The 20,977-nt window shown below is 55.3% G+C and carries 23 protein-coding genes; 6 read left to right on the plus strand and 17 right to left on the minus strand.

The window, feature by feature from the left end; all coding sequences use genetic code 11:
* Nucleotides 1–8: 8 nt before the first annotated feature.
* From KGP21_RS00840 to KGP21_RS00860, 5 genes are read right to left on the minus strand one after another with little or no spacing between them, the layout of a single operon-like run.
* Nucleotides 9–743, minus strand: a complete 735-nt coding sequence (locus tag KGP21_RS00840; RefSeq protein ID WP_021807351.1) for a molecular chaperone — start codon at nt 741–743, stop codon at nt 9–11.
* Entirely contained in the window at nt 740–1,459 is a 720-nt protein-coding gene (locus tag KGP21_RS00845; protein WP_059199169.1) for a molecular chaperone, read from the minus strand. Before KGP21_RS00845 ends, KGP21_RS00840 begins: the two co-directional genes overlap by 4 nt.
* Nucleotides 1,460–1,466: 7 nt before the next feature.
* Nucleotides 1,467–2,027: a fimbrial protein gene (locus KGP21_RS00850; protein ID WP_223536951.1), complete on the minus strand. Its 561-nt coding sequence runs from the start codon at nt 2,025–2,027 to the stop codon at nt 1,467–1,469.
* Nucleotides 2,002–2,727, minus strand: a complete 726-nt coding sequence (locus KGP21_RS00855; RefSeq protein ID WP_094982571.1) for a molecular chaperone — start codon at nt 2,725–2,727, stop codon at nt 2,002–2,004. The genes KGP21_RS00850 and KGP21_RS00855 overlap by 26 nt, the downstream gene beginning before the upstream one ends.
* 44 nt (nt 2,728–2,771) lie before the next feature.
* Nucleotides 2,772–3,320, minus strand: coding sequence for a fimbrial protein (locus KGP21_RS00860; RefSeq protein ID WP_094982572.1), 549 nt, complete (start codon nt 3,318–3,320; stop codon nt 2,772–2,774).
* A gap of 775 nt (nt 3,321–4,095) precedes the next feature.
* Between KGP21_RS00860 and KGP21_RS00865 the strand changes: the two genes are divergently transcribed.
* Nucleotides 4,096–4,353, plus strand: coding sequence for a FaeA/PapI family transcriptional regulator (locus KGP21_RS00865; protein WP_021181614.1), 258 nt, complete (start codon nt 4,096–4,098; stop codon nt 4,351–4,353).
* Nucleotides 4,354–4,429: 76 nt separating this feature from the next.
* Nucleotides 4,430–5,002 carry a response regulator transcription factor gene (locus KGP21_RS00870; RefSeq protein ID WP_179252661.1) on the plus strand — a complete coding sequence of 191 codons (573 nt, stop codon included), beginning with the start codon at nt 4,430–4,432 and terminating at the stop codon, nt 5,000–5,002.
* 110 nt (nt 5,003–5,112) lie between these two features.
* Here KGP21_RS00870 and KGP21_RS00875 read toward each other — a convergent pair whose 3' ends face one another.
* From KGP21_RS00875 to KGP21_RS00930, 12 genes are all read right to left on the minus strand, one after another.
* Nucleotides 5,113–6,612: a helix-hairpin-helix domain-containing protein gene (locus KGP21_RS00875; protein WP_218520008.1), complete on the minus strand. Its 1,500-nt coding sequence runs from the start codon at nt 6,610–6,612 to the stop codon at nt 5,113–5,115.
* Nucleotides 6,613–6,642: 30 nt separating this feature from the next.
* Nucleotides 6,643–8,244: a PP2C family serine/threonine-protein phosphatase gene (locus tag KGP21_RS00880; RefSeq protein WP_209529096.1), complete on the minus strand. Its 1,602-nt coding sequence runs from the start codon at nt 8,242–8,244 to the stop codon at nt 6,643–6,645.
* Entirely contained in the window at nt 8,244–9,284 is a 1,041-nt protein-coding gene (locus tag KGP21_RS00885) for a TerY-C metal binding domain-containing protein (RefSeq protein WP_071682766.1), read from the minus strand. Before KGP21_RS00885 ends, KGP21_RS00880 begins: the two co-directional genes overlap by 1 nt.
* 95 nt (nt 9,285–9,379) lie before the next feature.
* Entirely contained in the window at nt 9,380–10,018 is a 639-nt protein-coding gene (locus tag KGP21_RS00890) for a VWA domain-containing protein (RefSeq protein ID WP_021807360.1), read from the minus strand.
* Nucleotides 10,015–10,659: a TerD family protein gene (locus KGP21_RS00895; RefSeq protein ID WP_021181609.1), complete on the minus strand. Its 645-nt coding sequence runs from the start codon at nt 10,657–10,659 to the stop codon at nt 10,015–10,017. Before KGP21_RS00895 ends, KGP21_RS00890 begins: the two co-directional genes overlap by 4 nt.
* A 20-nt stretch (nt 10,660–10,679) precedes the next feature.
* Nucleotides 10,680–11,318, minus strand: a complete 639-nt coding sequence (locus KGP21_RS00900; protein WP_021807361.1) for a VWA domain-containing protein — start codon at nt 11,316–11,318, stop codon at nt 10,680–10,682.
* Between the two features lie 508 nt (nt 11,319–11,826).
* Nucleotides 11,827–12,300 carry an HTH domain-containing protein gene (locus tag KGP21_RS00905; RefSeq protein WP_223536952.1) on the minus strand — a complete coding sequence of 158 codons (474 nt, stop codon included), beginning with the start codon at nt 12,298–12,300 and terminating at the stop codon, nt 11,827–11,829.
* 2 nt (nt 12,301–12,302) lie between these two features.
* On the minus strand, nt 12,303–13,259 hold the full coding sequence (locus KGP21_RS00910) for an HpcH/HpaI aldolase/citrate lyase family protein (protein ID WP_021807707.1): 957 nt from the start codon (nt 13,257–13,259) through the stop codon (nt 12,303–12,305).
* The gene (locus KGP21_RS00915) at nt 13,259–14,338 is read right to left on the minus strand and encodes a cysteine protease StiP family protein (RefSeq protein ID WP_021807708.1); all 1,080 of its coding nucleotides are present in this window, start codon (nt 14,336–14,338) and stop codon (nt 13,259–13,261) included. Before KGP21_RS00915 ends, KGP21_RS00910 begins: the two co-directional genes overlap by 1 nt.
* A 1-nt stretch (nt 14,339) precedes the next feature.
* Entirely contained in the window at nt 14,340–15,113 is a 774-nt protein-coding gene (locus KGP21_RS00920; RefSeq protein WP_059199160.1) for a hypothetical protein, read from the minus strand.
* The gene (locus KGP21_RS00925) at nt 15,106–16,236 is read right to left on the minus strand and encodes a phosphoribosyltransferase domain-containing protein (protein ID WP_179249318.1); all 1,131 of its coding nucleotides are present in this window, start codon (nt 16,234–16,236) and stop codon (nt 15,106–15,108) included. The genes KGP21_RS00920 and KGP21_RS00925 overlap by 8 nt, the downstream gene beginning before the upstream one ends.
* 3 nt (nt 16,237–16,239) lie before the next feature.
* Nucleotides 16,240–17,304, minus strand: a complete 1,065-nt coding sequence (locus tag KGP21_RS00930) for an ATP-grasp domain-containing protein (protein ID WP_037376572.1) — start codon at nt 17,302–17,304, stop codon at nt 16,240–16,242.
* Between the two features lie 322 nt (nt 17,305–17,626).
* Between KGP21_RS00930 and KGP21_RS00935 the strand changes: the two genes are divergently transcribed.
* Genes KGP21_RS00935 through KGP21_RS00950 form a run of 4 tightly spaced genes read left to right on the plus strand, consistent with a single transcriptional unit; the run spans nt 17,627 to nt 20,926 of the window.
* Complete coding sequence (locus KGP21_RS00935) at nt 17,627–18,214, plus strand: TerD family protein (protein ID WP_021181601.1); 588 nt, start codon at nt 17,627–17,629, stop codon at nt 18,212–18,214.
* Entirely contained in the window at nt 18,214–19,380 is a 1,167-nt protein-coding gene (locus KGP21_RS00940; RefSeq protein ID WP_021807712.1) for a TerD family protein, read from the plus strand. Before KGP21_RS00935 ends, KGP21_RS00940 begins: the two co-directional genes overlap by 1 nt.
* Before the next feature lie 23 nt (nt 19,381–19,403).
* The gene (locus KGP21_RS00945) at nt 19,404–19,859 is read left to right on the plus strand and encodes a tellurite resistance TerB family protein (RefSeq protein ID WP_059199156.1); all 456 of its coding nucleotides are present in this window, start codon (nt 19,404–19,406) and stop codon (nt 19,857–19,859) included.
* Nucleotides 19,860–19,882: 23 nt separating this feature from the next.
* Nucleotides 19,883–20,926 carry a TerC/Alx family metal homeostasis membrane protein gene (locus KGP21_RS00950; protein ID WP_021807714.1) on the plus strand — a complete coding sequence of 348 codons (1,044 nt, stop codon included), beginning with the start codon at nt 19,883–19,885 and terminating at the stop codon, nt 20,924–20,926.
* Nucleotides 20,927–20,977: the final 51 nt, after the last annotated feature.

The raw sequence follows: 20,977 nt of genomic DNA on the forward strand, positions 1-20,977 counted from the left end.
AGAAATCGTCAGTCCTGTTGGGCAACCGGAGTATCCCAGCCATCTTCATCGATCAGCTGCCAGCTGACTTTCCCGCTCGCGGTGGCGGGCAGGGTGTAAGACTGCTTGCCGAAAGGGGGCACCATCAGGCGCAGAGCCGGTTTGTCCAACGCCATATTCCCCACCGACAGGCGGGAGAAGGTGAGCCAGTAGGGGGTCGGGTTGGTGGCTGTCAATTGGTCGCCTGCCCGGCTGAAGGTCAGCTTCGGGGCCATGTCTGCCACAGCGCGTTTCACTAATCCCGCCGGGCGGTAAAACAGTTTGATATTGCTCACGACCGTCATCACCATCTGCTTACCGTCGGGTTGCTGAGTGGGCAGCGCCTTCATGGAGATAAAAAACACCGATTCACGGTCGTTAGGCAGCGGCATATCGTTGCGCCGGATTCGCAGCGCCAGTTCACCGTTCGCTTCCAGGCGAGCCAGCGGCGGCGTGACAATAAACGGCATCACTGGGGTGCCATGCCAGCTCAGATCGACGTCCCCGGTGGCCGGATCGACCGGGCGGATCCATGACTGCATCAGGTACGGTGCCGGGCTTTTGTTGTAGGCGGTCAGCGTTACGCCCTGCTTTTCGCCCTCCGGGTAAATCACCCGCAGCACGTAAAAAGAAATCCCCGGCGAGGCGTTGTCCTGAGCCTGTGCCAGGCCCATTTTGTTGACCAACAGGCATAGGCCCATCAGAAGATAAATCGGGTATTTCATGGTGTGGTCTCCGTGGAGGCTGAGCCTGTCTGCTGGCAGGACTTGGAGAGTCCGCCATAGTCGGTGAGCGTCTGCCAGGCCACCTTATTCACCGGCCCGTCAACGGCCAGGATGATACTGCTGTGCGGAGGCACCATCGCCGGTTGCTGAACTAATGCCACGGTATGCCCGTCAACGGCCAGCATCCCCAGGGTCTGAAAATAGCCAGTGGGATTAATGGCCCGCACGCCGTGCGCTTCACGCTTGAACGTCAGCAGGCACGGGGTGTTGTCCGCAGGTAACGCCAAACCTTGCGGGCGATAAAACAGCTTGAGCACGAAACGTACCCCAACTGACAGCCGATCGGCCGCCGTTACGGGTTCAGCCTGTGCAGGAATGGCCGAGATAGAGAGATAAAACAGCGATTCCTGGTCGGAGGGCAGCGTGGCGTCCTGCGGCAATAGTCGTAGCAGTTGGCGGCTATCGCCTTGCAGCGAGAACAGCGGTGGCGTAACGATAAACGGCGCGGGGGTCGTATCGTCCAGGCCGTTCTGTACTCGGGCTTGGACCAGATAAGCCTGTTGCCCGCTATTGCTGACGGTGAGGGTTTGCGCTTTATCCGCGGCAGAAAAAATAACGCGTGTCTGCCCCAGGCTGATGCCGCCGCTCCCGGCCTGTGCAGACAGGCTGAAAGTGAGCAGCAGGCTTGATAGCACCTGATGAAATTGCTGTGTCATCGGGCCCTCACTGATAGAGAAACGTAAACATCAGCGTGGCCGTCACGTCACCGGTCGCAACCGTGGCACACCCGGTGCTGCCGCCACAACTGGCACCGGCATAAAAGGTGAACGCCTGGTTGACCGGTATCTGTCCGGGATTAGCCAGTGACAGCACGCTGTTGTTTTTGACTTCGGGCTGGCTGTAATCCGGCACGGTGGCACTCTGGATCACCAAAATCCCGGTATTCGCCGCCGATCCGGCATTGCGAAACAGCCATTTACCGTCTTGGGTGGTGCCAGTGCCGGCGATAGTCACGACAGGTTTAAGGCTGCCGCCCGCTGAACCGGTGCAGTCCTGCACGGAGAGGGTAAAGGGCTGTGGAGCAACCAGCTGGTTTGGGCGCAGCTGTGATTTAGCGATGACACCCAAAGGCAGAGTGCTTTTATCCAGGCTGAGCGTGCAGGTGCCATTGGTCAGCACGGCTGAGAAATCCAGCGTTACGGCCTGCACCGGGGCGGATACCGCTCCACCACCTGCCAGCACTACAGCCAGCACGGCCTTAAGGTAGCGTTGCGCTGAACGCATCGGTGCCTCCGGTATCATTAATGGTCTGCCACTGCACCCGCTTGCCGGTTGCCAACGGTGTTTTAACCGGCCAGATATGGTTGCCGAAAGGGGGGATCATGAGTGCAGCCGGCGTGTCCAAAGCCAGTTGTTGCCCATTCACCGTCAAGCCGGCCAGGCTGACAAAATAGGGAGAGGGATTGGTCACCTTCAGCCCCCCAGCCACGCGGGAGAACTGCAACTCTTTTTGGGCGGCGGCAGAGGAACCGCTCAGGCTCGCAGGCCGGTAGAACAGCTTGATAATGTTGCCCACGCCGAAGCGCAGCTGGGCCTGCACGTCATTACGCTGCTGAGTCGGATCCATTTGCGTACTGGTTGGAATAGCGGTGGCATGCAAATAAAACACCGACTCCCGATCGCCGGGTAGCGGCTGGCCGGTAAAGGCGATACGTAACTGATTGGTGCTTTGCGGTTCCAGACGGAACAGCGGCGGCGTTACGGTGAACGGGGCCGTGGTCTGTGCATCCTGTTTACCGCTGACAGCCGTTTGCACCAGATACGGTTCGTGGTTAAGGGTGTTGCGTACCGCGACGTTGATACTGCTAGCCCCTTCAGGGTAAATCAGGCGTGTGGCATTAATGCCAAACCCGGCGGACCAGCCTGCCAACGGCGTACCCAGCAGGGCCACTAGCAGCGAAAACAGGGAGATAAAGCGCGTCATATTGCGGATCCTGAAAAGGCGGGCCATCGGCCCGCTAGAACACATCAGTTGTAGGCAAAGCTGAACAGGATCGGCGCGCTAACCATACCGATATCTGGCGTGAGAGACGTAGAGGCTAAACCAGCCTGCAGGCTCAAGGATTTCGTGTTGAAATCGGCTGCTTCCGGAGTCTCACCTGCTTTGGCTACCAATAATTTCTGGCCGGCGCTAATGTAGGTGGTTGGTGAGGTCACTTCACTTAACATAACGCCGGTATTGGTGCCGGTGCTGTTAAAGATGTTCTGGTTGCCCCCTAGTGTCTGGCCGGTGACGATCAGGCTTGCTGTATCACCTGCTGCTGCCGGGGTTTCACAGTTGTTCAGACCCACGGTGAAGGTTTTTATACTGCTGGCAACCGGGGTGGCTACTGCGGTGAAGGCGGACTTGGAATAGTTACCCAGGTCCAGGCTAGGGTTGGAGAGAGAAACGTCACAGGTCGCCGCTACAACGTTGGCGGTAATGGTCATCTGGGCGTTAGATGCGGCCTGAGCCACGCCAGATCCTGCCAACAGAGCCGCAACCACCGGAGCCAGAGTAAAAATAGACTTACGCATAATGAATTCCTTATTTACGTATTAAAAAGGTGAATACAATCATTTCGTAGCTGATTATTAGCCACGAGCCATCATTTATCTGAACAGTCCGAACAGACAAAGTATCTTCAATAAAATCATCACTCCTGATGCCGTCAATTTTTTTAGACGTGAGTAAGGCATCCTGATGCTATTTTCATGCGTTTTTATGCCAAGGCTCTGTGCCTAATGGATTGAGAGCGGTTGGCTATCCATCAAACATGAAAGACTTGTTAAGTTTTAGTGTGCGGCTGTCTTCCCATCACTGGAGACACAGTTTGACTGAGCTGGAAATGGAGGGCTTTCCTGATCCAATGATTTCCTAAATCGAAAGCCAGATATTTCATTTTTTATTAAGACTAATCTCGCGATTTATTGCCTATGTTCTTAAGATTTTTCCTACCCATCGATTTAGGCCGGAATTATTACGGCCAACCTTATTTTTGAAAAGTGTTTTTTGATAGGAAAAGCAATTTCGCAATAAATGCCTTGGCAGATGGTTTTTATGGTCAAATTGCGAGTTATTATCGTATGTATCATTATGTTTCCGATATGTTATATCGCAAATTTAATTTAGACAGATTTAAAACTCGTTATTGTAACGTTTATAAATACTTTACTCCGATGTGGTATTAAATACGCTCAGAAAGCCAAGCAGACGGGACCTGCATGCCGTTTGCCGTTTTGATCGGTGAGCTTTGGCCTGTAGCGCGGGCTGACGCATCACTAAAGCTCGTAAGAGAAAAGGTTTAACCTCATGAAATATAAAAAACATAATGCAGCCTGCGACAAGGTTCTGACGGCGCTGCAGGTGTTGAGCCGTGTTGATTGCCCTCTGGGCACATTGCCCCCGCAAGATAAATGGCCCAAGACCCGGGATATTGCCGACTACTGTGATACCAACATTTATGTGTCCCGCTACTACCTGATGAAACTGGTGAAGAAAAAGAAGGCGCATGTCTCATCGGTACCAGACCAAAAGAGCCTACGCTGGTGTATTGCAACACCTACCTGAGGTGGGGATTTATCCCAATGATGTATCACCTAATCAACGGTGTCATTTAAAAAAATCAGGCTGTTAAGGTGTCAATATGAACTCACGCATCGTTATTGCTCTGTGGGGCAAAAATTTCTATTTCTTACAAGGCATTCGCCACCTTTTTGAACGGTATTTTTATCTCCGGGGAGTATCTCCTCTATTTGTCCATGCAGATTGCAATGATATTATTCATCTGAAAGTTGCGGATCTGATTGTCAGGAGCAACGCCAGCTGGCGGGGTGATGGATATCAACGGTACCAAATCCTTATACGAAAAAATATAGAAGGGGTCACCTATCAACAGGGAGAAATCGGCCTGAATGATAAACCCGAGGCGGTGATGCAACTGCTGGATAGGCTGTTCGACGTGCAGCTCAATAATAATGCCACCTGCGTACCTGACTACGAAAAGATCACTCGGCGAGAGCGAGAGGTCTTGCAGGCGATAGCAGCAGGCTTATCGCCTACACAGATCGCCAGAAAGTTGCAGATCAGCACCAAGACCGTCAGCGCCCATAAGCAGGCATCCATGCGAAAATTGGGATTCCAGCGCAGTCACGATCTGTACCATTGGTTGTGGCAAGGCAATCCGAATATCTCGAGGAGCACTGTGGGAGAGGGATAGTGCTACCTAAGGGTGAAAGGTTGAGTGAATTTTAATGGGGTGCAGGTGGGAGGTCTTCCTTTCCCCCATAACCCAGTGCGAGGCGCGCCGCACCCCGCACTCACCAACGCTTAGTTCTCCACCAACTGCACCACCACCAACCTGCCGCCCTCCTCGGTAGAAAGCACGAACTGGACACCGTCGTTCAGCGCCAGCTTGTCACCGATCGCCACCGGGGTCTTATCCGGCAAGGAGAGCAGCCCACTGATGCCTTCATTCACCAGCCACCACTGATCGTTATGGAACACGAAATAGCCCACGCGTTTTTTCTGCGCGTCTGGCGTGCGTTCGTTGGGGGCGATCAGGCGGTTAACGTGCCAGGCATAAATCGACTGGCCGCTCCACACCATCAGGCGATGATCGTCGGGGCGGAAGCTCCCGGCTTTACGCGAGGAGTAAAGGTTCAGGATCGGCAGCTTACCCTTGAACGGCGTGCCGCAATACGGGCAGGCAGGGCGATTTTTACCGGAGAACACGTACCATTTCTGTTCGCAGGCAGCGTTTTGACACGGCTGGATCAGATCGACCGTTTTCACCAGCGCCGTTTCCCACTCATCGGCAGTTGGCCGTCTGGTGGGTTCATGTAGACCCTCAATAAACGCCCTTTCAAACAGCGGCGTCAGGTAGGGACCCATAATGGTGTAGGGCACTTTTTGCGGATCAGCCCAAGGCAGTGAAGAAGGGCTAACCTGGTTGATTTTGACCGCATTGCTGCGGTCGGTCGGGTGCTCTATAAACAGCGCCCTCTCACCCATCGCCAGCGATTCGTCGCGCATCTCATCGTCCATGTCATGGATCTTGCCGCCGCGCAGTGGGTGGCGGAAGAACAGATACATGTAGATCAGCACGGATAACGCATGCCTGTCGGTGGCGATGCTTGGCAGTATGCGCTGCGGATCTTCCTTCGGCAGATGGCTGGTTTTCACCACTTCCGGAGCAATAAAGTCCGGCGTACCGACCACGTCTGGGGGATATTTGCCTGGCACCACCAGCCCGTCGACGTCAATGATGCAGGCGTGGCCCTGCTCGGGGTCGATCAGCACGTTTTTATAGCTCAGATCGCTATGGCACAGGCCCGCGGCGTGCATACGCCGGACGGCCCGGGTCAGCAGCAGGCATACCTTCAGGTAATTCAGCGTGTTGCCACGTTCGCGCGGATCCAGGAACTTGTTCTGGTTATTGGCGCTGGCGAACCATTTACCTTCCTTCTCGCGGCCTTTAATCCCCAGGAAGTCGTTATTCTTGGAGCCGTATTTAAAGAAGAAGTGGCTTTGGTAGGTGGGCACTACGATGCCGATTTTGCCGTCGTGTTCCACTATGCTGGTGGGCCAACAAAACAGCCCTTGCCAGTAATCCCCGCCGGCTTGCTCAAAGATGTTCTGCCGGTAGCGGCCAGTGATCATCTCGATGCGCTCTTTCGCCTGCTCGTTCTGCGGCTTTTTATAGAACGCCACTACGTATGACTTATCCGGCGAAAAGTAGACGTCCTTCATGGAGCCGGAGCCGATGATCTCATCGACATACTGGATGGTTTCGCCATCCCTGGTGGTACAGGTAACAATATTTGCCATTTTACTCACCCGCTATGTAGTCCAATCCATTCACCACGCCACGATCAGGGTCCGATCGTCGTGATTGCCCGGGGAGAAGAAGTTCAGCCATTCGGCCAGCCGCTCTGCGGGCTGCGAGGGATCGCTCAGGCAGGGCGCCAGCTCCGCGATCAGGTCATCCCACTTCTGGCTATTTTGCAGGCCATTATCCGTTTCAAACCGGGGATCGGAGACGCCGTCGGTCATCAGCACCAGATGAGAGACCTCGGTCCATTTACCGATGCTGATGCGCTTACTGAAGTTCGCATCGTTCACGGCGTCGGCATCCAGGAAGCGTGTTTGGCCCGCATACTCACCGCTGTCTGGTGTGCCCAGTACACGCACTTTGCCCACCGGCCCGTAGGCCGCAATGGCACCGTCACCCAACCAGAATGAGGCGGCGAACAGCTCGGCCCCGGTACGGAAGGAAACGGTGACCAGCAGCGTGGTCGAATAGGATTTGGCGCTCTCTTCGGCCCGGATGGATTCATTGCTGATGTTGTTGACGGCCATGATCGCGGCCTGGCGGAACAGGCGATTAAATGCCTCCCAGACTATCCGCTGATCGTCGGTTCCCCAGTTTTCAACGCAGGCTTTGAGTTCCAGCCCTTTGTCGCTATTCAGCAGGGTAGTCAGGTAGTCGCCAACGGTTTGAGTTGCGATGCGCGAGCCCTCGCGCGAGTTTTTAGCGCTACCGGCTCCGTCGGCTACCAGCAGGATGTTCCAACCGGTATCGCTATTGCTGGCGATATAAAAGTCATCATCCCGGAAGGTGCCCGCATGCTCGTGTGAACGCCCTCTGCGGCTGGCCGCCACGATGTTCACCCCAGGCCCCTGGATCTGCTGATGGGCGACATGCGGTTTGAAATAGCGCGAATCGGCAGGCGGCTCGAGGATTTTCCACAGGCTGCGTGGGTCTGGGTTAACGATAAAGGGCACCTGGGTTGAGCATTGCGGCGCAGTAGGGCAAGACCAGGTGACCGTGATGTCAAAGTCGCCGCTTTCGGTAGCGGTTCCTGCCAGTGAAGAGGTCGCCGGATCAAAGGTGATACCGATATCTTTGGAGAACGCGACGGCCAGTACTTCGGCGGTCGTTCCATCATCAAGCACGATATCTATTTCAGAGTGGAAGGGGACGCCGGTACGGGCATTGGCTACGTTGATTTTTGCCTGCGGCTGAATGTTCTGCGGCGTGCTAATCGGGATAGCGGTGCCGGACGGTATCTGGCCTGGCTTCAGGTTTTCTTTGGCGGTTTCTTCAGGCAATGCGGCATCTCCTTGCACGTCCAGCGGATCAAACTGTGCTTTCTGCCAGTCGTCTGGTGTTGGCAGATCTGCGGTATCTGGCGAGGCAACAGGGGTGTCATCGTCCTTGGTGAGGACCACTTTTGGCTCGTCGGCCAAGGTATCGTCATTGGCAACCAACGGCGGAGCTTCTGTTGTCTCAAGCGTTGCGGGGGTCTTGGCCGTCACTTTCGTGATGAGGTTGGTCAGCAAGGTGCCGATCTCATCATCGGCTTGCAGGCTGGCAAGCTGGGCGTCATCCGTCGTTGCGCCCGTTTCAGCCAGGATCAGCATGAGTACGTTTTGGCGCAGTTTATCCACGTCTTGCATCAGCCTTTCCCTCGCGTCACGTCGAAATCGGAGTCGCCGCCGTTTTCCCTGAACGTCAGCCCCTTATCGCACCACGGGCAGATAACGTCATCGGGCCCGTTGACGCACAGCAGTTTGCCGCAGGTACACATCGCAAAGGCGCTGGCATTGCCGCAGTACGGGCAACCCGGCACGCCGTGCAGTTCGCTGGTATTGACCTGAATGGCAGACGCCGATTCATCGCTCCAGGCAAAATAATCCTCATCGATCGGGAAGCAGCCGTTGAGGTTAAAGCCGTTGATATTGAGCTTGAAATCCAGCGTGGAGAGGTTAATGGCCGGGCGTTCGTATTTCATCAGATAAGGGCGGCGTGACTTGCTGCAACGGCCCGTCAGGGTGACGCAGTTTTCGTCGTAGGCTCTGGCAATATCGTCTTTGGCCAGCCGCACAATGTGATCGGTGTGGGTGAGCAACGGAGGTGCATCCTCCCCCACGCTGCGGCTGTGGGCAGAGACAGACGCGGTGATCCACTTAATGAACTGGGCGAAATCCCCTTCCTGACTGTCGGTGAACAGCAAGACGTTATCGGTCAGTTGCCGCAGGATGTTCATATCCGCCGAAGGGCCAAGGCCGATGGCGATCAGGTTGACCTTATTGGCGTAGTTTTCTTTCCAGCGCCTGATTTCGGGGGCGGTATCATCCGTTGGGCGACCATCGGTGAGTAAGTACACCACCGGTTTCCAGTCGCCTTTGCGTTCCTGGGTGGTTTTTCTGACCTGTTGATCCAACTGACGGGTAAGTTCCCGCAATGCCGCGCCCAGGTTGGTGCCACCGCCGATCGGCAGGCGAGGGGGATAAAATGACACCACCTCGACCAGCGGTACGATGGTTTTTGCCACCCCGGCGAAGGCGATCACCGATATCCAGGCGGTTTCAAGCGCGTGGGGGTCTTTTTTCAGGTCGCTGACGATCCTTTGCAGGCCATCATTCATTTTCTTCAGGCTTTCCCCGATCATGGACTCTGAGCAGTCCAAGACCAGGAAGATGGGCAGTCTTCTCATGGTTAAAAACCTCGTCAGGCGGATGCTTCTTGCAATGCGCGTCATGGGGCAATGAAAAAACAGGCAAAGCTCCGGGTAGAGGCTTTGCCTGTTGGCTACAGAACCAGCTGTATTTCCGGTGGTGGTGGCGGGAGGTTATCCTGCCCGGCGTTAACACCCGCACTGGAACTGCCTGACGCGACGCTGGCCGACACCCATTTGAAGAAGCCGGAAAAGGCCGTTGAATCCAGAGTTTCGAGGGCCACAACCTGAGAGGTCAGTTGCTTGAGGTGTTCATGCTTGGCCTTCGGCCCGACCGCACAGGCGATAATGGAGCCGAAGGAACGTTTTTTGACTTCTTTGATCGCCTCGCCATAGGCATAGCTGTCTGACGGGGTGCCATCGGTCATCAGGAATACCAGTGGCCGCCAATCGCCTTTCTGATCGCCATCGGAGCGGTGGATATCCCGATCGACACATTTGATCAGGCACTCAAGCGCGGCCCCGGTGAAGGTGCCACCCGCGCTGGGGACGACAATGTCGGAGAACTGGAACTCTTCCAATGAGGTTAGCGGGATAAACTCACGGGCTTCGTTATCAAAGGTGATGATGGAGATATGCACGCTTTCCAGCGCATACGGGTCCTGGCGCAGCGCGCTCATCATTGACTGAATGCCCACGTTAACGGCATGGATAGATTCCCCGCGCATCGACCCGGAGGTATCAATCAGCAGGTAAACGGGTAATCTTCTCATTGCAGGTAGTTCTTCAAGTGGGACACGAAGGAGTCGGACTCGGAAGGTTCGCCAATGGCGTTCAGCTTCCAGCCGGTGCTTTCACGTACCAACTCGGCAAACAGCATGGAACGCTGGCCATCAAAGGCGGCCCCGCCCGAAAGATCGAAACGCGCCATTTCCACGTTTTTGGCATCCACCGCGCGGATAAAGGCGTTTTGCACCTTGCCGAAGTGCTGCTTCAGCTCCTGGCCGTTATAGATCTGCACGATGAAGACGATTTTTTCGTACTTGGGATCGAGGGAGTTCAACTGGGCGATAATCTGCTCGTCATCACCGTCACCCGCGCCGGTGCGGTTATCGCCGGTCAGCCAGATGTGGCCAGACTTATGGCGCTGGCTGTTGAAGAAAATGATGTCTCCGTTAACCAGCGAAGGCCGGCCGTTTTCCACATCGCCCAGGTCGGCGACTTTGCCTTGGGCATTACACAGGAAGGCGATAACGTCGAGATCATACTCCGGCTCTTTCTTGCCAAACAGACCACCCAGCAAACCTTTCTTCTCTTCATTGATATCCCAGCCGAGCCCAATGGTGACTGAGGAAAGGTCGTGTTCGTTTTTACGCAGGCTGACGCTTTGTCCTTTACGCAAACTGACTGACATAAAATCTCCTTGAAAATATTTTATAGAACAACGTTAACTTCGGGTGGTGGTGGCGGTAAATCGTCCAGGCCAATAACTTCCTTTTTGCCTGACTCGACTTTCTGGCTGCCGACGGAGATGCTGGCCGACACCCATTTAAAGAAGGCTTTGATCGAGGTGGAGTCAGCCGTATCCAGCTGGAGGACGATCTCGGTGATTTCCTGCAGTACTTTGGTTTCGGCGCTGTGGCCAGCGGCACAGGCAACGACCACGCCGGTTCTGGCGGCTTTAAAGTCGCTGACGCCTTTGCGCCAGTCATCCGTGGGTGAGCCATCGGTCATGATGAACACCAGCGGGCGCCAATCGCCTTTGGTCTCGGCGGTGGTTTTCTGCACTTCGTTGCTGATGCTGGTGGCGACCAGTGAGAGTGCCTCACCCAGCGCGGTAGTGCCGCTGGCGACCAGTTCTGGCAGCTTGAAGCTCAGCAGATCGGTAAGGGGCACAGCCTGGCGTGCGGAAGAATCGAAGGTGATCACGGAAACATAGGCGGTTTCAAGGGCGTAGGGATCTTGTCGCAGGGTGGAAAGCAGCGTTTGCACCCCATTTTTGACCGCTTCAATGGGTTCGCCCGTCATGGAGCCCGAAGTATCAAGTAGCAGATAGACCGGAAGTCTTCTCATCGTATTCCCTTATTGAGTGCCGAGTTTACATAATAAGTGTTCTGGTCGTTATCTCAACAGAAATACCCATGTTTGCAGGAGTAGATTTGTTGATTTTGCGATCGCTTTATCCCCTCACCCCGACCCTCTCCCACAGGGAGAGGGAGCCAGCGCGGAGTCGTGGTCGTGGGCGGGAGTTGATCTTTAACAGGGCTGATAGAGAGGATGCCGTTGAGTTGTAGCACGGACCGTCCTCTTTTCCACAGGGAGAGGGAGCCAGCGTGGAGTCGTGGTCGTGGGCGGGAATTGATCTGTAACAGGGCTGATAGAGAGGATGTCGTTGAGTTGTAGCACTTTTCCACAGGGAGAGGGAGCTGTCCTGCGTTGTGGATTAGTCTGTGCTGTTTCTGGAAGTGGGGAGCCTCAGTGAACTCGATCGTCCCCTTGCCCAAGGTGCGTTACCGAGCTTTCAGATCTACTCGGTCGGTCCCCTCTCCCTGTGGGAGAGGGTTAGGGTGAGGGGAAGGTATTACGGTTTTTGCTTGCTGGCCTGAATGCTGCGCACCAGGTCGTCGATACAGCGCTCAACAATCATATCCACCGCTTCGCTGCGGGTCGTTTCCGTCACTCTGGATAAGCGATCGATTTTGCGTAGCACCGACATTTTTAATGACAGCGACACGGCTTTCTTCTTCTCTTTATCCAGATAGACACGGCTGATGACTTCACCGGTTTTCAGCTCAGAATTGGCCGCTAACGCATCCTGCATACGGCGAAAGTTCTTCTTGTCCAGATGCCCAGGTTGCGTCAACTGATAGGAATGGGTGGCCTTGCGGTATTTGATCTCCGCCTCGTAGGACTCTCTCAGTTCCTTAAGCACGCGTGTCAGGGTTGGCCCCGAGCAGTTTAACTCGGTGATGATCTTGTCAGCGGATACGGGTTTACCCGCACTGAGTAAAATGGCCAGCTTATAGATCCGTGCCTGTCGCGTATTGAGTTGCATGATTAATGACTGCCTGCGTTGATGCTAAACCGGTGGCTTTCCTGAGATGACTCGTTGGCAATTCCATATACCTGAGCACGCGCCAGAATTTCTGACGCCCAGCGGCGATGGGTTGCCGGTTCGCACATGGTTCCCTGCGATTTAAACACCGCCTGTGAGGAGTTGAGGATCCGCAGCGCATCGGTATGATCGTTGGCCTGCACCATCAGCGCCTTTTCGATCTTGCCGATCTGATTCGGGTGGATCGCCGTCTTGCCGACCAGGCCATGGGCGATATCGAGCGCCAATTCCCTATCCATAATCTGATGATCGTCAATATGCTCGCAAACCGGTGCCGTCAGGGCGAAATCACGCGGGGAAAACACGGCAACCAGCATTTTTATCACATAGCCCATCGGGCCGTCATACAGCGTCAGGTTGCGCGGCCTTCTGAGTGCCACCACGTTCATCAGATCGTTGCCACCGATACGCAGGGCGATGATGCGCCGATAGCACGGGTGGTGATGCAGGGTGTTGGCTAACTCACGCATTTGCACTACATCAAACACTTCTTCTGTCTCGAGCGTGGGCATCATGCACAGGTGCGAGTCCTGCATCATGTTCCACCAGTAAGGCAGCGAAGCCAGCGTGAATTTGGGCAGTACCAAGCCGTCCACCGCGCTGAAATCCATGCTCGCCAGCAGCTGTTTACCCATTTCTTTATGACGTGGCCGCACGAACACCAGTGGCCAGTGGTCATTGCCCTCCGCTGCCTTGGCTTGGGCCAACGTCTGGGTGAGTTCGCGCAGGTTGTCCAGCGCCTGGGGAAGATCTTCGTCGCTGACCGCGTCTTCCAGGCAGACGATCAGAGAGCGTAAACCGGCGATCTTGTTATTGAGGATCGTCTCGGCGATATCCGTTCTGGTGGCGGGCATATAGAGTGAAGCACCCAGCCGCCAAGGGGAAAGACGTTGGTTCATTAGAGCACCTTCTTGATAATGGTCACCGCACGGTACTGCCCGATCTCATCACCGACTTCGGTAATGGTCAGCCCCTTTTCGCGTGCCAGATAGATCAGCAGCGCGACGTCGGGATCGTCTACCGCACGGACCAAGACGTGATCCGGTACTCTGCGTAGCACAGCGCGCGTAGCCTCTGCGATCCCTGGTTTAATTCGGTTAATGCTGGCAACCTGATATTTTTCGGCGAGGTGGTTAACCACCCTCTCACTTTGTTGTTTCAGGTAAGCCTTTCTCTCTGCATTCTGTGTGCAGGGCTCAAGCGCTGCTGTGTCTAGCGTCGCGCGATACTGCGCCACGGTATCTACCAGCAGACGGCTGCATTCAAACTGGGCGAGATGATCGCACTGTACGCAGCCGTGCAGGCCTTCGTTTGACCAGATGGAGCGTGAAATCATGCCGGAAACCGGCGCGCCCATAATGCCAAACGGGATCAGCCAGTCGTCGTCGCTGGCGGCCAGCCACGAACACCCACACGGGTCGGCAAGCACCACCAGGCGGGGCTGGGCAGGATAGCCAGGCCGGTTGTTGAGGGAGCGGATCAGTTCGCCGGTAATGGCTCCTTTGCCCGTCCAGCCATCGACAAAGACTATCCCTTCGGTGCCGTGACGCGCTTCAATCCAGTCGAGCGCGACCGAGTCAATGCCCCGGTCACGAATGATGCTGATGCCGTAGTGATACGACTCTTTACCCATGGCCCGCAGCGTTTGCTGGAGCATCACCCCTAGAGGAACCCCGGCACGCACCAGGCTGGCCAGAACTATCGGCGTATCGCCGAACCGCTCAATCAGCGCAAGGGCCAGCATCGAGACTTCTTTTGCCAGGCGTCCTGCACCCTGATCGAGTGCGCGGGCAAACAGGTCGAGGTGTGAAGGGGTCGGCTCCGGTTCCTGGCTCAACATCTCCGAGTAGTGACGGGCACCGGACTGGATCAGCTGTTCTTTCTGATCGACCGGCGTCATTTCCATTTCTACCGGTTGCAGCAGAAAGTGAACGTCCTCGGGCAGGTATGAGCCGGAAAAGGGCACAAAATCAGACATATTACTGCTCTCCGAAAATATGGCGGGAGATCGCTTCGGCAAACTGGCTCTGGCGCGGCAGGCCAAACCAGGTGCAAAGCTTCATAAAACGATGATCGCTGAGGCTGTCGCCCAACCCGATAACCGGGAACACGCCGCGTTCAAGGCGCAGTTTTTCCAGCAAGAAGGTGACGGCCAGCCCTTTCTCTACCACGGTCGGCAACCAGGCAACGTTGTTGCTGTTACGGTGGACGTAATAGCCTTCAGTGGGGAATAGCTGCTCAATCTCATCGGCGATGGCGTAAAGCTCGTCCAGGCGGGTGCTGTCGCGGTGCTTCATCACCAGATAGACCGGCGTGTCGCCGTATTCATAGTTGATACGCGCCCAGCCATTGATGTTGCGTTCGGCCATCAGCTCGGTGATCTTGCGCTGCATCGCCAGCAGGTCAGCGGCATAAGGTTGCAGTTTTTCCAGCATCAGCGCCTGCCATGCCGGGTCTGGCTGCCCCTGCGGGGTGAGGATCACTGCACCGTGTGTGGTAACCGCCCATGACTTGAACGGGATACTCACCCGGGCAATCTCTTCGGTTCCACGCGCGGTGACCGGGATCAGCTCCGCATGTTCCAGCATCCAGTCCACCAGCATTGACTGTTCTTCGGTCATAAAGCTGCGGGGTTCCAGGCTGCGATCCAAGGCACCGGTGCGATACGGGGCAAGGTCGAGCTCATCGACCATCTTGCGGCGCGTCTGGAACAGGGTGTCGTCCAGATCGGAGAAAATGACCGGCTTATTCATAGCTTACGACCTCAACGGTTGGGGCGACCTGTTTTAACGCCTCAATTAACGCGGGATCAACGCTTGCCGCAGGGGTTTCGATACACAACAGGATCCGGTCAAACTGCTGGTGGGCCACGTTGTAGACAAAGTTGGGGATGCCGAGCCCATAGTTATCGCCAAAGGCGATGGCGGACTGGATGGCGAACCCGGTGGCAATCGGCGAACGGGTGGTGGAGCTGAATTTAACCTCGGCCCCTTGTTTTTCCAGGCGTTCAGCCAGCAGGAAGGGCTCCCAGACAAACTCGCTGCTGCCCAGCACCAGCAATTTCTCCCCTGGATGCGTCTGAATATCGCGCCCCAGATCCGCACTTGGCGATGAGATGCCCAAGCGGCCCCAGCTTTGTTTACCGGTGATCGGCACGCTGCCGGTGGCGGTAACGTTGACTGCGGGCATCACCGGCACCGGAGCATCGGGATTTTTTTCCCAGTGCCAGTCACCCTGAACCAGTGACACATACTGGATCGGGATTGGGCTGCGTTGGGCGAGCGCATCGCCGCTCCAGTCGGTCAGCGTGACGGTGATGGCGCGGGCAATGTTGTGTAACCCGGCATCCTGCTGTAAAGCCTGGAGCAGGTTGATGAAGGTGTTGCCGGTGGTGGCCTCATCGTCGATCAGCACCACGGTTTTGGCTTCCAGCACGCGGCGGCGTAGTTCGGCATCCTGTGGCAGATAAAGCAGGTGGTCGGTGGCATGGCTGTGATTTTCTTTGAATTCGCACAGCAGCTCACCCCCCTCTACCGGATGGCGGGTGGAGGTGAGGTATACCGGGTCGCTAACGCTGCCCCGGACTTCGTCAAACACACCTGCACCGAATCCGACGGCGGTTTCCGCCATGCCGATAAACAGCACCGGGCCTTGATCGCAGGCCGGGAACAACGCGGCCAATTGCTGATAGACGGCGCGCATGACGCTCGGCTTCACCGGAATATGGCGGCCCAACACTTTGCTGACGAACAGAAACGCGCGTTTCGGGTTGCGCCTTTCGGCTACGTCAAACAGCTCATCCAGCGCGATCGTGCCGCCCGTTGGGGTTACTTTCAGCGTGCCGCAGGACAGCGTGCGGGAATAGGTATTTAGCATGGGTTAGTCCTTCACCAGCAGGTTGTCGAGCTCGGGGTGATATCTGACGACATCGGTAATAGAACGGACGATCGCTGGGGAGAATGCAGATTTAGCCTCATCAATCACTTGCTGCTGGCTCATTACGCCAAGCTTATACAGGGCGAACAGGCCCGGCAGATTGACGCCGCTAAAACGGGTATAGCCGATACCACCAGACGGGCGCAGGTTGATTTCCAGCAGTACCGGGCGCCCGCTGGTGTCGTTGCGGGTTTGCACGTTGACCAGGCCATCGGCCTGCATCGCGGTAGCACAGGCTTTAGCCAGTTCAAACGCCTCGCCGTGGTTTTCCAGATATTGCAGCGCCCCTTCTTTTCTACGTGCGACGGCAGCCAGCACGGTGCCCCGATCAACCAACATGTCGACGGAGTATTCAGGGCCAGGCAGGTAAGGCATCAGCACCAATGGCTCAAACTCGCCAGCGTCTGCCAGCGCGCTGAGGTAGCGCTGTGGGTTCACTTTGCGGTTTTCCGGATGGGTAAAGGCGGCCATCGGGCCTACGCTTTCATCAAAACGCCAAAATCCCATGCCATAAATACCCTTCACCGGTTTGACGCACAGCTGCGCGCCAGAGAAAGGGGAACGGCTAATCAGATCGCGCAGCTCGGCCACCGACTCAATGCGCAGAGAGGGGACGACCGGCAAGCCATGTCGCTCCATGGCCTGGGCAAATGCCACTTTGTCATCGGCCAGCTCAAACATCGCCTGGCTGGTGGCACCGGTGGTCAGTGTGACACCGGCAGCCTCGATCTGTTGGCGATGAGCTTCGAACCACTGCGTGTTACGGCCCGTGTGGATGGCATTGATGCCGCACTGTTCCACCGTAGACAGAATGAAGGGTAGCCGCTGTTCGTCTTCTTTCGGTTCGAACAAGGCGACGTCTGCCTGGGAGAGGATCTCGTTACGTTCATTACGGTGTGAGGCAACCACCGTCACGGCAGTTTGCTTGGCTTTCACCAATGAAACGATGCCCTGAATAATATCCCGCTGGGAAGATAAACCTTCCATAAGCCACATTTTGAGTGTCATTTTTTGATTTTACCGTTCAAGGCTTGATGGTTAAAAGGATCGCTGTGGGGTGAGGCCACCCAATGGCGATGTCAATCATAACATGATGTCAGTCTGGAAGTGAAAATATACGTGAAAAAGTCACATAAAATGAATGTTATAGCCAAGTTGTTACCAAGCGTGAAAAAAATAAATCCATTTAAAACATCGAATTAACTAAAATAAAGCCGTTGGGCATCAAAAATGGGTTGTGCAAGAACAACATCATGATATGATTTTTTACTCATGGAATTTGGTGTAAAAAAATCACTGTTTTCAATACCAACTTGAAGGAACTTAAACCATGGTGTCATTAACCAAGAACCAGACCGTTTCGCTCAGCAAGCAGTCATCTGCCATCAACCAGCTGCACTTCGGCCTGGGGTGGGATCCGATCAAGAAGAAAGGCGGCCTGTTGAGCAAGATGTTCGGCGGCGGCAGTGATGCCATCGATCTCGATGCTGGCTGCGTATTGCTGGATAAAGATGGCAATACCCTCGACACAATCTGGTTCCGCCAGCTTAAGTCTCGCTGCGGCGCTGTGGTGCACAGCGGCGACAACCTGACCGGTGAAGGTGATGGCGATGACGAAGTCATCCTGGTCGAGCTGGCAAAGCTGCCTGCTCAGGTGGAATACCTGGCCTTTACCGTCAACAGCTTCCGTGGGCAGTCGTTCAACGATGTGGAAAACGCGTTTTGCCGCGTGGTCGATCAGGCCAAAAAGGAGCTGGCACGTTATGAGCTGAAAGAGCAGGGCGCTCATACCGGTATCGTGATTGCTTCACTTCGTCGTAACAATGGCCAGTGGGATTTTACCGCGCATGGCAAAGCCTGCAGTGGCAGAACCATTGATGACATGCATGCAGACATCAAAGCTACCGTGGTGCGCTAATGAATATGACTCCGGGGGCCAATGCCCCAGTTCCATCTAAATTACTGAAGGTTCGCGTGCTGTCCGGCGCACCGGTTGATGCCTCCGCTTTCCGCCTGTATGCCGATGGCAAAGTGAAAGGCGACGCGGACATGATCTTTTATGGTCAGCCCAATAGCGATGACGCCACGGTGTCTTTGACCAATGAAGGTCATAACGCCAACTTCGCGGTAGACGTCAGCCGCTTGCACCCAGACGTGCAGAAAGTCGCCTTTACGGTGACCTGTGAAGGGGCTCAGACCGTCGCGGGCCTGCAACGTTTGCTGATCCAGATTGAAGCGGATAACGAAGTACTGCTGGTGGGCACTGTTGAGCTGAATGGCCGCCAGGAAGCCGCATTGATCCTGGGTGAGCTTTACCGTCGCAACAGCGAATGGAAGTTCCGCTTTATCGCTCAGGGCTTCAACGGCGGGCTGAAACCGCTGGCTGAGCATTTTGGTGTGGATGTGGCGGATTCTCCTGCCCCGGCAGCGGCTCCTGCGCCAACGCCTGCACCGGCCCCAACGCCGGAGCCAGCTAAAATCAGCCTGAGCAAAGTGTCGTTGACCAAAGAAAAACCGGCTATCAGCCTGACCAAGCGGGATAACTTTGGGGAAATCCGTATCAACCTGAACTGGCATCGCGGCAGCGGCCCGACGGGTTTACGGGCGATGTTCAGTTCGAACAAGGGCGTCGATCTCGATCTCGGGGCGTTTGTTGAAATGGCCAACGGGGAAAAAACGGTGATCCAGGCGCTCGGTAAGCGTTTTGGTGACTACAACCGCGAGCCGTTTGTCCAACTGCAAGGCGATGACCGCACCGGTGATATCTCGGACGGCGAATGGCTGCACATCAACGGGCGCGAATGGAAACATATCCGCGAAGTGCTGGTTTATGCCTTCATCTACGAAGGGGTCGCGAGCTGGGATAAAACGGACGGCGTGGTGACATTGCATGTGCCAGATCAGCCACCGATTGAAACCCGCATGTCGGAAGGCCAGAACAACCGCAACATGTGCGCCATTGCGCGCCTGGTTAACGAGAACGGTAGCATCAAGGTTGAGCGTGTTAACCGCTTCTTTAACGGTCACAGTGACATGGATCAGGCTTTCGGCTGGGGTTTCAGCTGGAGAGCAGGGTCAAAGTAATCAATTTCACAGAGGATTTCACCATGAGTTTTTTCAACAAGGTTAAAGGGGCATTCAATGCCAGCCGCGACGAACTGACCAAGCAGGTCAGCCGTTTCAAGAATAAAAAGTTCATGCAGGGTACCGTGGCCGTGTGTGCCCGTATCTCCGTGGCCAGCGGCGGTGTCAGCACTGAAGAAAAACAGAAGATGATTGGGTTCCTCCAGGCATCTGATGAGCTGAAAGTGTTCGAGACTTCTGAAGTCATCGAATTCTTTAACAAGCTGATCGCCAGCTTCGAGTTCGATGTCGAAATCGGCAAAGGCGAAACCATGAAGTACATCCTGGCGCTGAAAGATCAGCCGGAAGCGGCCCAACTGGCCATCCGTGTGGGTATTGCCGTAGCCAAAAGCGACGGTGACTTCGACCAGGATGAGCAAAAAGCGGTACGCGAAATCGTGGCTGCTCTGGGCTTTGATGCGGCCGAATTCGGTCTTTAATGTAATATCTTCAGAAGGTTAATATGGTATCCACGCACATCGGCTTCCCGACCGAAACCGTCATTGTTTTCATTGTATTGGCTGTCGGGGCCATTTTTATCGACTTGTTTATGCACCGCGATGACAAGCCTATTTCGCTGAAGAGCGCAGCCCTATGGTCTGTGTTCTGGGTTGCCATAGCGATGGCCTTTGCCGGTTTCCTGTATATCCACCACGGCGCCGAAGTGGCCAGCCTGTTTGTCACCGGTTATGCCTTAGAGAAAGTGCTGTCGGTTGATAACCTGTTTGTCATGATGGCGATCTTCTCCTGGTTTGCCGTGCCGGATCGTTTCCGTCACCGCGTGCTCTACTGGGGCATTATCGGGGCTATCGTGTTCCGCGGCATCTTCGTTGCCATCGGTACCGGTTTGCTCAGCCTCGGGCCATACGTTGAAATTGTCTTTGCGCTGATCGTGGCCTGGACGGCGGTGATGATGTTGCGCAGCGGCGATGACGGTGATGAGATCGAAGACTACTCGCAGCACTTGGCGTACCGCATGGTGAAACGGTTCTTCCCGATTTGGCCGAAACTGCGGGGCCACGCTTTCCTGTTAAGCCAGAAAGAAGTTGATGAAGAGTTGGCTAAACCGGAAAACAAAGATGTGACGATTGGCCGTGGTGCCAAAGCCTGGCGGTACGCTACACCGCTGATGCTGTGTGTGGCTGTGGTTGAGCTTTCCGACGTGATGTTTGCGTTTGACTCGGTACCGGCCATCATCGCCGTGAGCCGTGAGCCGCTGATTGTCTACAGCGCCATGATGTTCGCCATCCTCGGCCTGCGTACGTTGTATTTTGTGCTGGAAGCCCTGAAGCAGTACCTGACGCATCTGGAAAAAGCCGTTATTGTGTTGCTGTTCTTCATTGCGGTGAAACTGGGTCTTAATGCCACCGACCACATCTGGCATCATGGGTACAGCATTTCAGCAACGGCGAGCCTGTTTGTCGTGCTGGGCGTTCTTGCGGTGGGTATTATCGCGAGCGTCATGTTCCCAGGCAAACCCGACGCCGAGGAGAAAAAGGAGAGCTGATCTCCTATCCAGCTGAAATCAATTCGCATGAGTTTACTTTTTTGAGAGGTT

Origin of the sequence: Serratia sp. JSRIV004 (genome assembly GCF_019968705.1) — a bacterium.
In the GTDB taxonomy this organism is placed as follows: domain Bacteria; phylum Pseudomonadota; class Gammaproteobacteria; order Enterobacterales; family Enterobacteriaceae; genus Chania; species Chania fonticola_B.

Coding starts and splice junctions, on each gene's coding strand:
- KGP21_RS00930 (WP_037376572.1), bottom strand. CDS start 17,304: ATGACACTCAAAATGTGGCTTATGGAAGGTTTATCTTCCCAGCGGGAT.
- KGP21_RS00945 (WP_059199156.1), top strand. CDS start 19,404: ATGAGTTTTTTCAACAAGGTTAAAGGGGCATTCAATGCCAGCCGCGAC.
- KGP21_RS00920 (WP_059199160.1), bottom strand. CDS start 15,113: ATGAATAAGCCGGTCATTTTCTCCGATCTGGACGACACCCTGTTCCAG.
- KGP21_RS00840 (WP_021807351.1), bottom strand. CDS start 743: ATGAAATACCCGATTTATCTTCTGATGGGCCTATGCCTGTTGGTCAAC.
- KGP21_RS00940 (WP_021807712.1), top strand. CDS start 18,214: ATGAATATGACTCCGGGGGCCAATGCCCCAGTTCCATCTAAATTACTG.
- KGP21_RS00875 (WP_218520008.1), bottom strand. CDS start 6,612: ATGGCAAATATTGTTACCTGTACCACCAGGGATGGCGAAACCATCCAG.
- KGP21_RS00915 (WP_021807708.1), bottom strand. CDS start 14,338: ATGTCTGATTTTGTGCCCTTTTCCGGCTCATACCTGCCCGAGGACGTT.
- KGP21_RS00925 (WP_179249318.1), bottom strand. CDS start 16,236: ATGCTAAATACCTATTCCCGCACGCTGTCCTGCGGCACGCTGAAAGTA.
- KGP21_RS00865 (WP_021181614.1), top strand. CDS start 4,096: ATGAAATATAAAAAACATAATGCAGCCTGCGACAAGGTTCTGACGGCG.
- KGP21_RS00870 (WP_179252661.1), top strand. CDS start 4,430: ATGAACTCACGCATCGTTATTGCTCTGTGGGGCAAAAATTTCTATTTC.
- KGP21_RS00850 (WP_223536951.1), bottom strand. CDS start 2,027: ATGCGTTCAGCGCAACGCTACCTTAAGGCCGTGCTGGCTGTAGTGCTG.
- KGP21_RS00935 (WP_021181601.1), top strand. CDS start 17,627: ATGGTGTCATTAACCAAGAACCAGACCGTTTCGCTCAGCAAGCAGTCA.
- KGP21_RS00860 (WP_094982572.1), bottom strand. CDS start 3,320: ATGCGTAAGTCTATTTTTACTCTGGCTCCGGTGGTTGCGGCTCTGTTG.
- KGP21_RS00895 (WP_021181609.1), bottom strand. CDS start 10,659: ATGTCAGTCAGTTTGCGTAAAGGACAAAGCGTCAGCCTGCGTAAAAAC.
- KGP21_RS00855 (WP_094982571.1), bottom strand. CDS start 2,727: ATGACGCGCTTTATCTCCCTGTTTTCGCTGCTAGTGGCCCTGCTGGGT.
- KGP21_RS00905 (WP_223536952.1), bottom strand. CDS start 12,300: ATGCAACTCAATACGCGACAGGCACGGATCTATAAGCTGGCCATTTTA.
- KGP21_RS00880 (WP_209529096.1), bottom strand. CDS start 8,244: ATGCAAGACGTGGATAAACTGCGCCAAAACGTACTCATGCTGATCCTG.
- KGP21_RS00910 (WP_021807707.1), bottom strand. CDS start 13,259: ATGAACCAACGTCTTTCCCCTTGGCGGCTGGGTGCTTCACTCTATATG.
- KGP21_RS00885 (WP_071682766.1), bottom strand. CDS start 9,284: ATGAGAAGACTGCCCATCTTCCTGGTCTTGGACTGCTCAGAGTCCATG.
- KGP21_RS00900 (WP_021807361.1), bottom strand. CDS start 11,318: ATGAGAAGACTTCCGGTCTATCTGCTACTTGATACTTCGGGCTCCATG.
- KGP21_RS00950 (WP_021807714.1), top strand. CDS start 19,883: ATGGTATCCACGCACATCGGCTTCCCGACCGAAACCGTCATTGTTTTC.
- KGP21_RS00845 (WP_059199169.1), bottom strand. CDS start 1,459: ATGACACAGCAATTTCATCAGGTGCTATCAAGCCTGCTGCTCACTTTC.
- KGP21_RS00890 (WP_021807360.1), bottom strand. CDS start 10,018: ATGAGAAGATTACCCGTTTACCTGCTGATTGATACCTCCGGGTCGATG.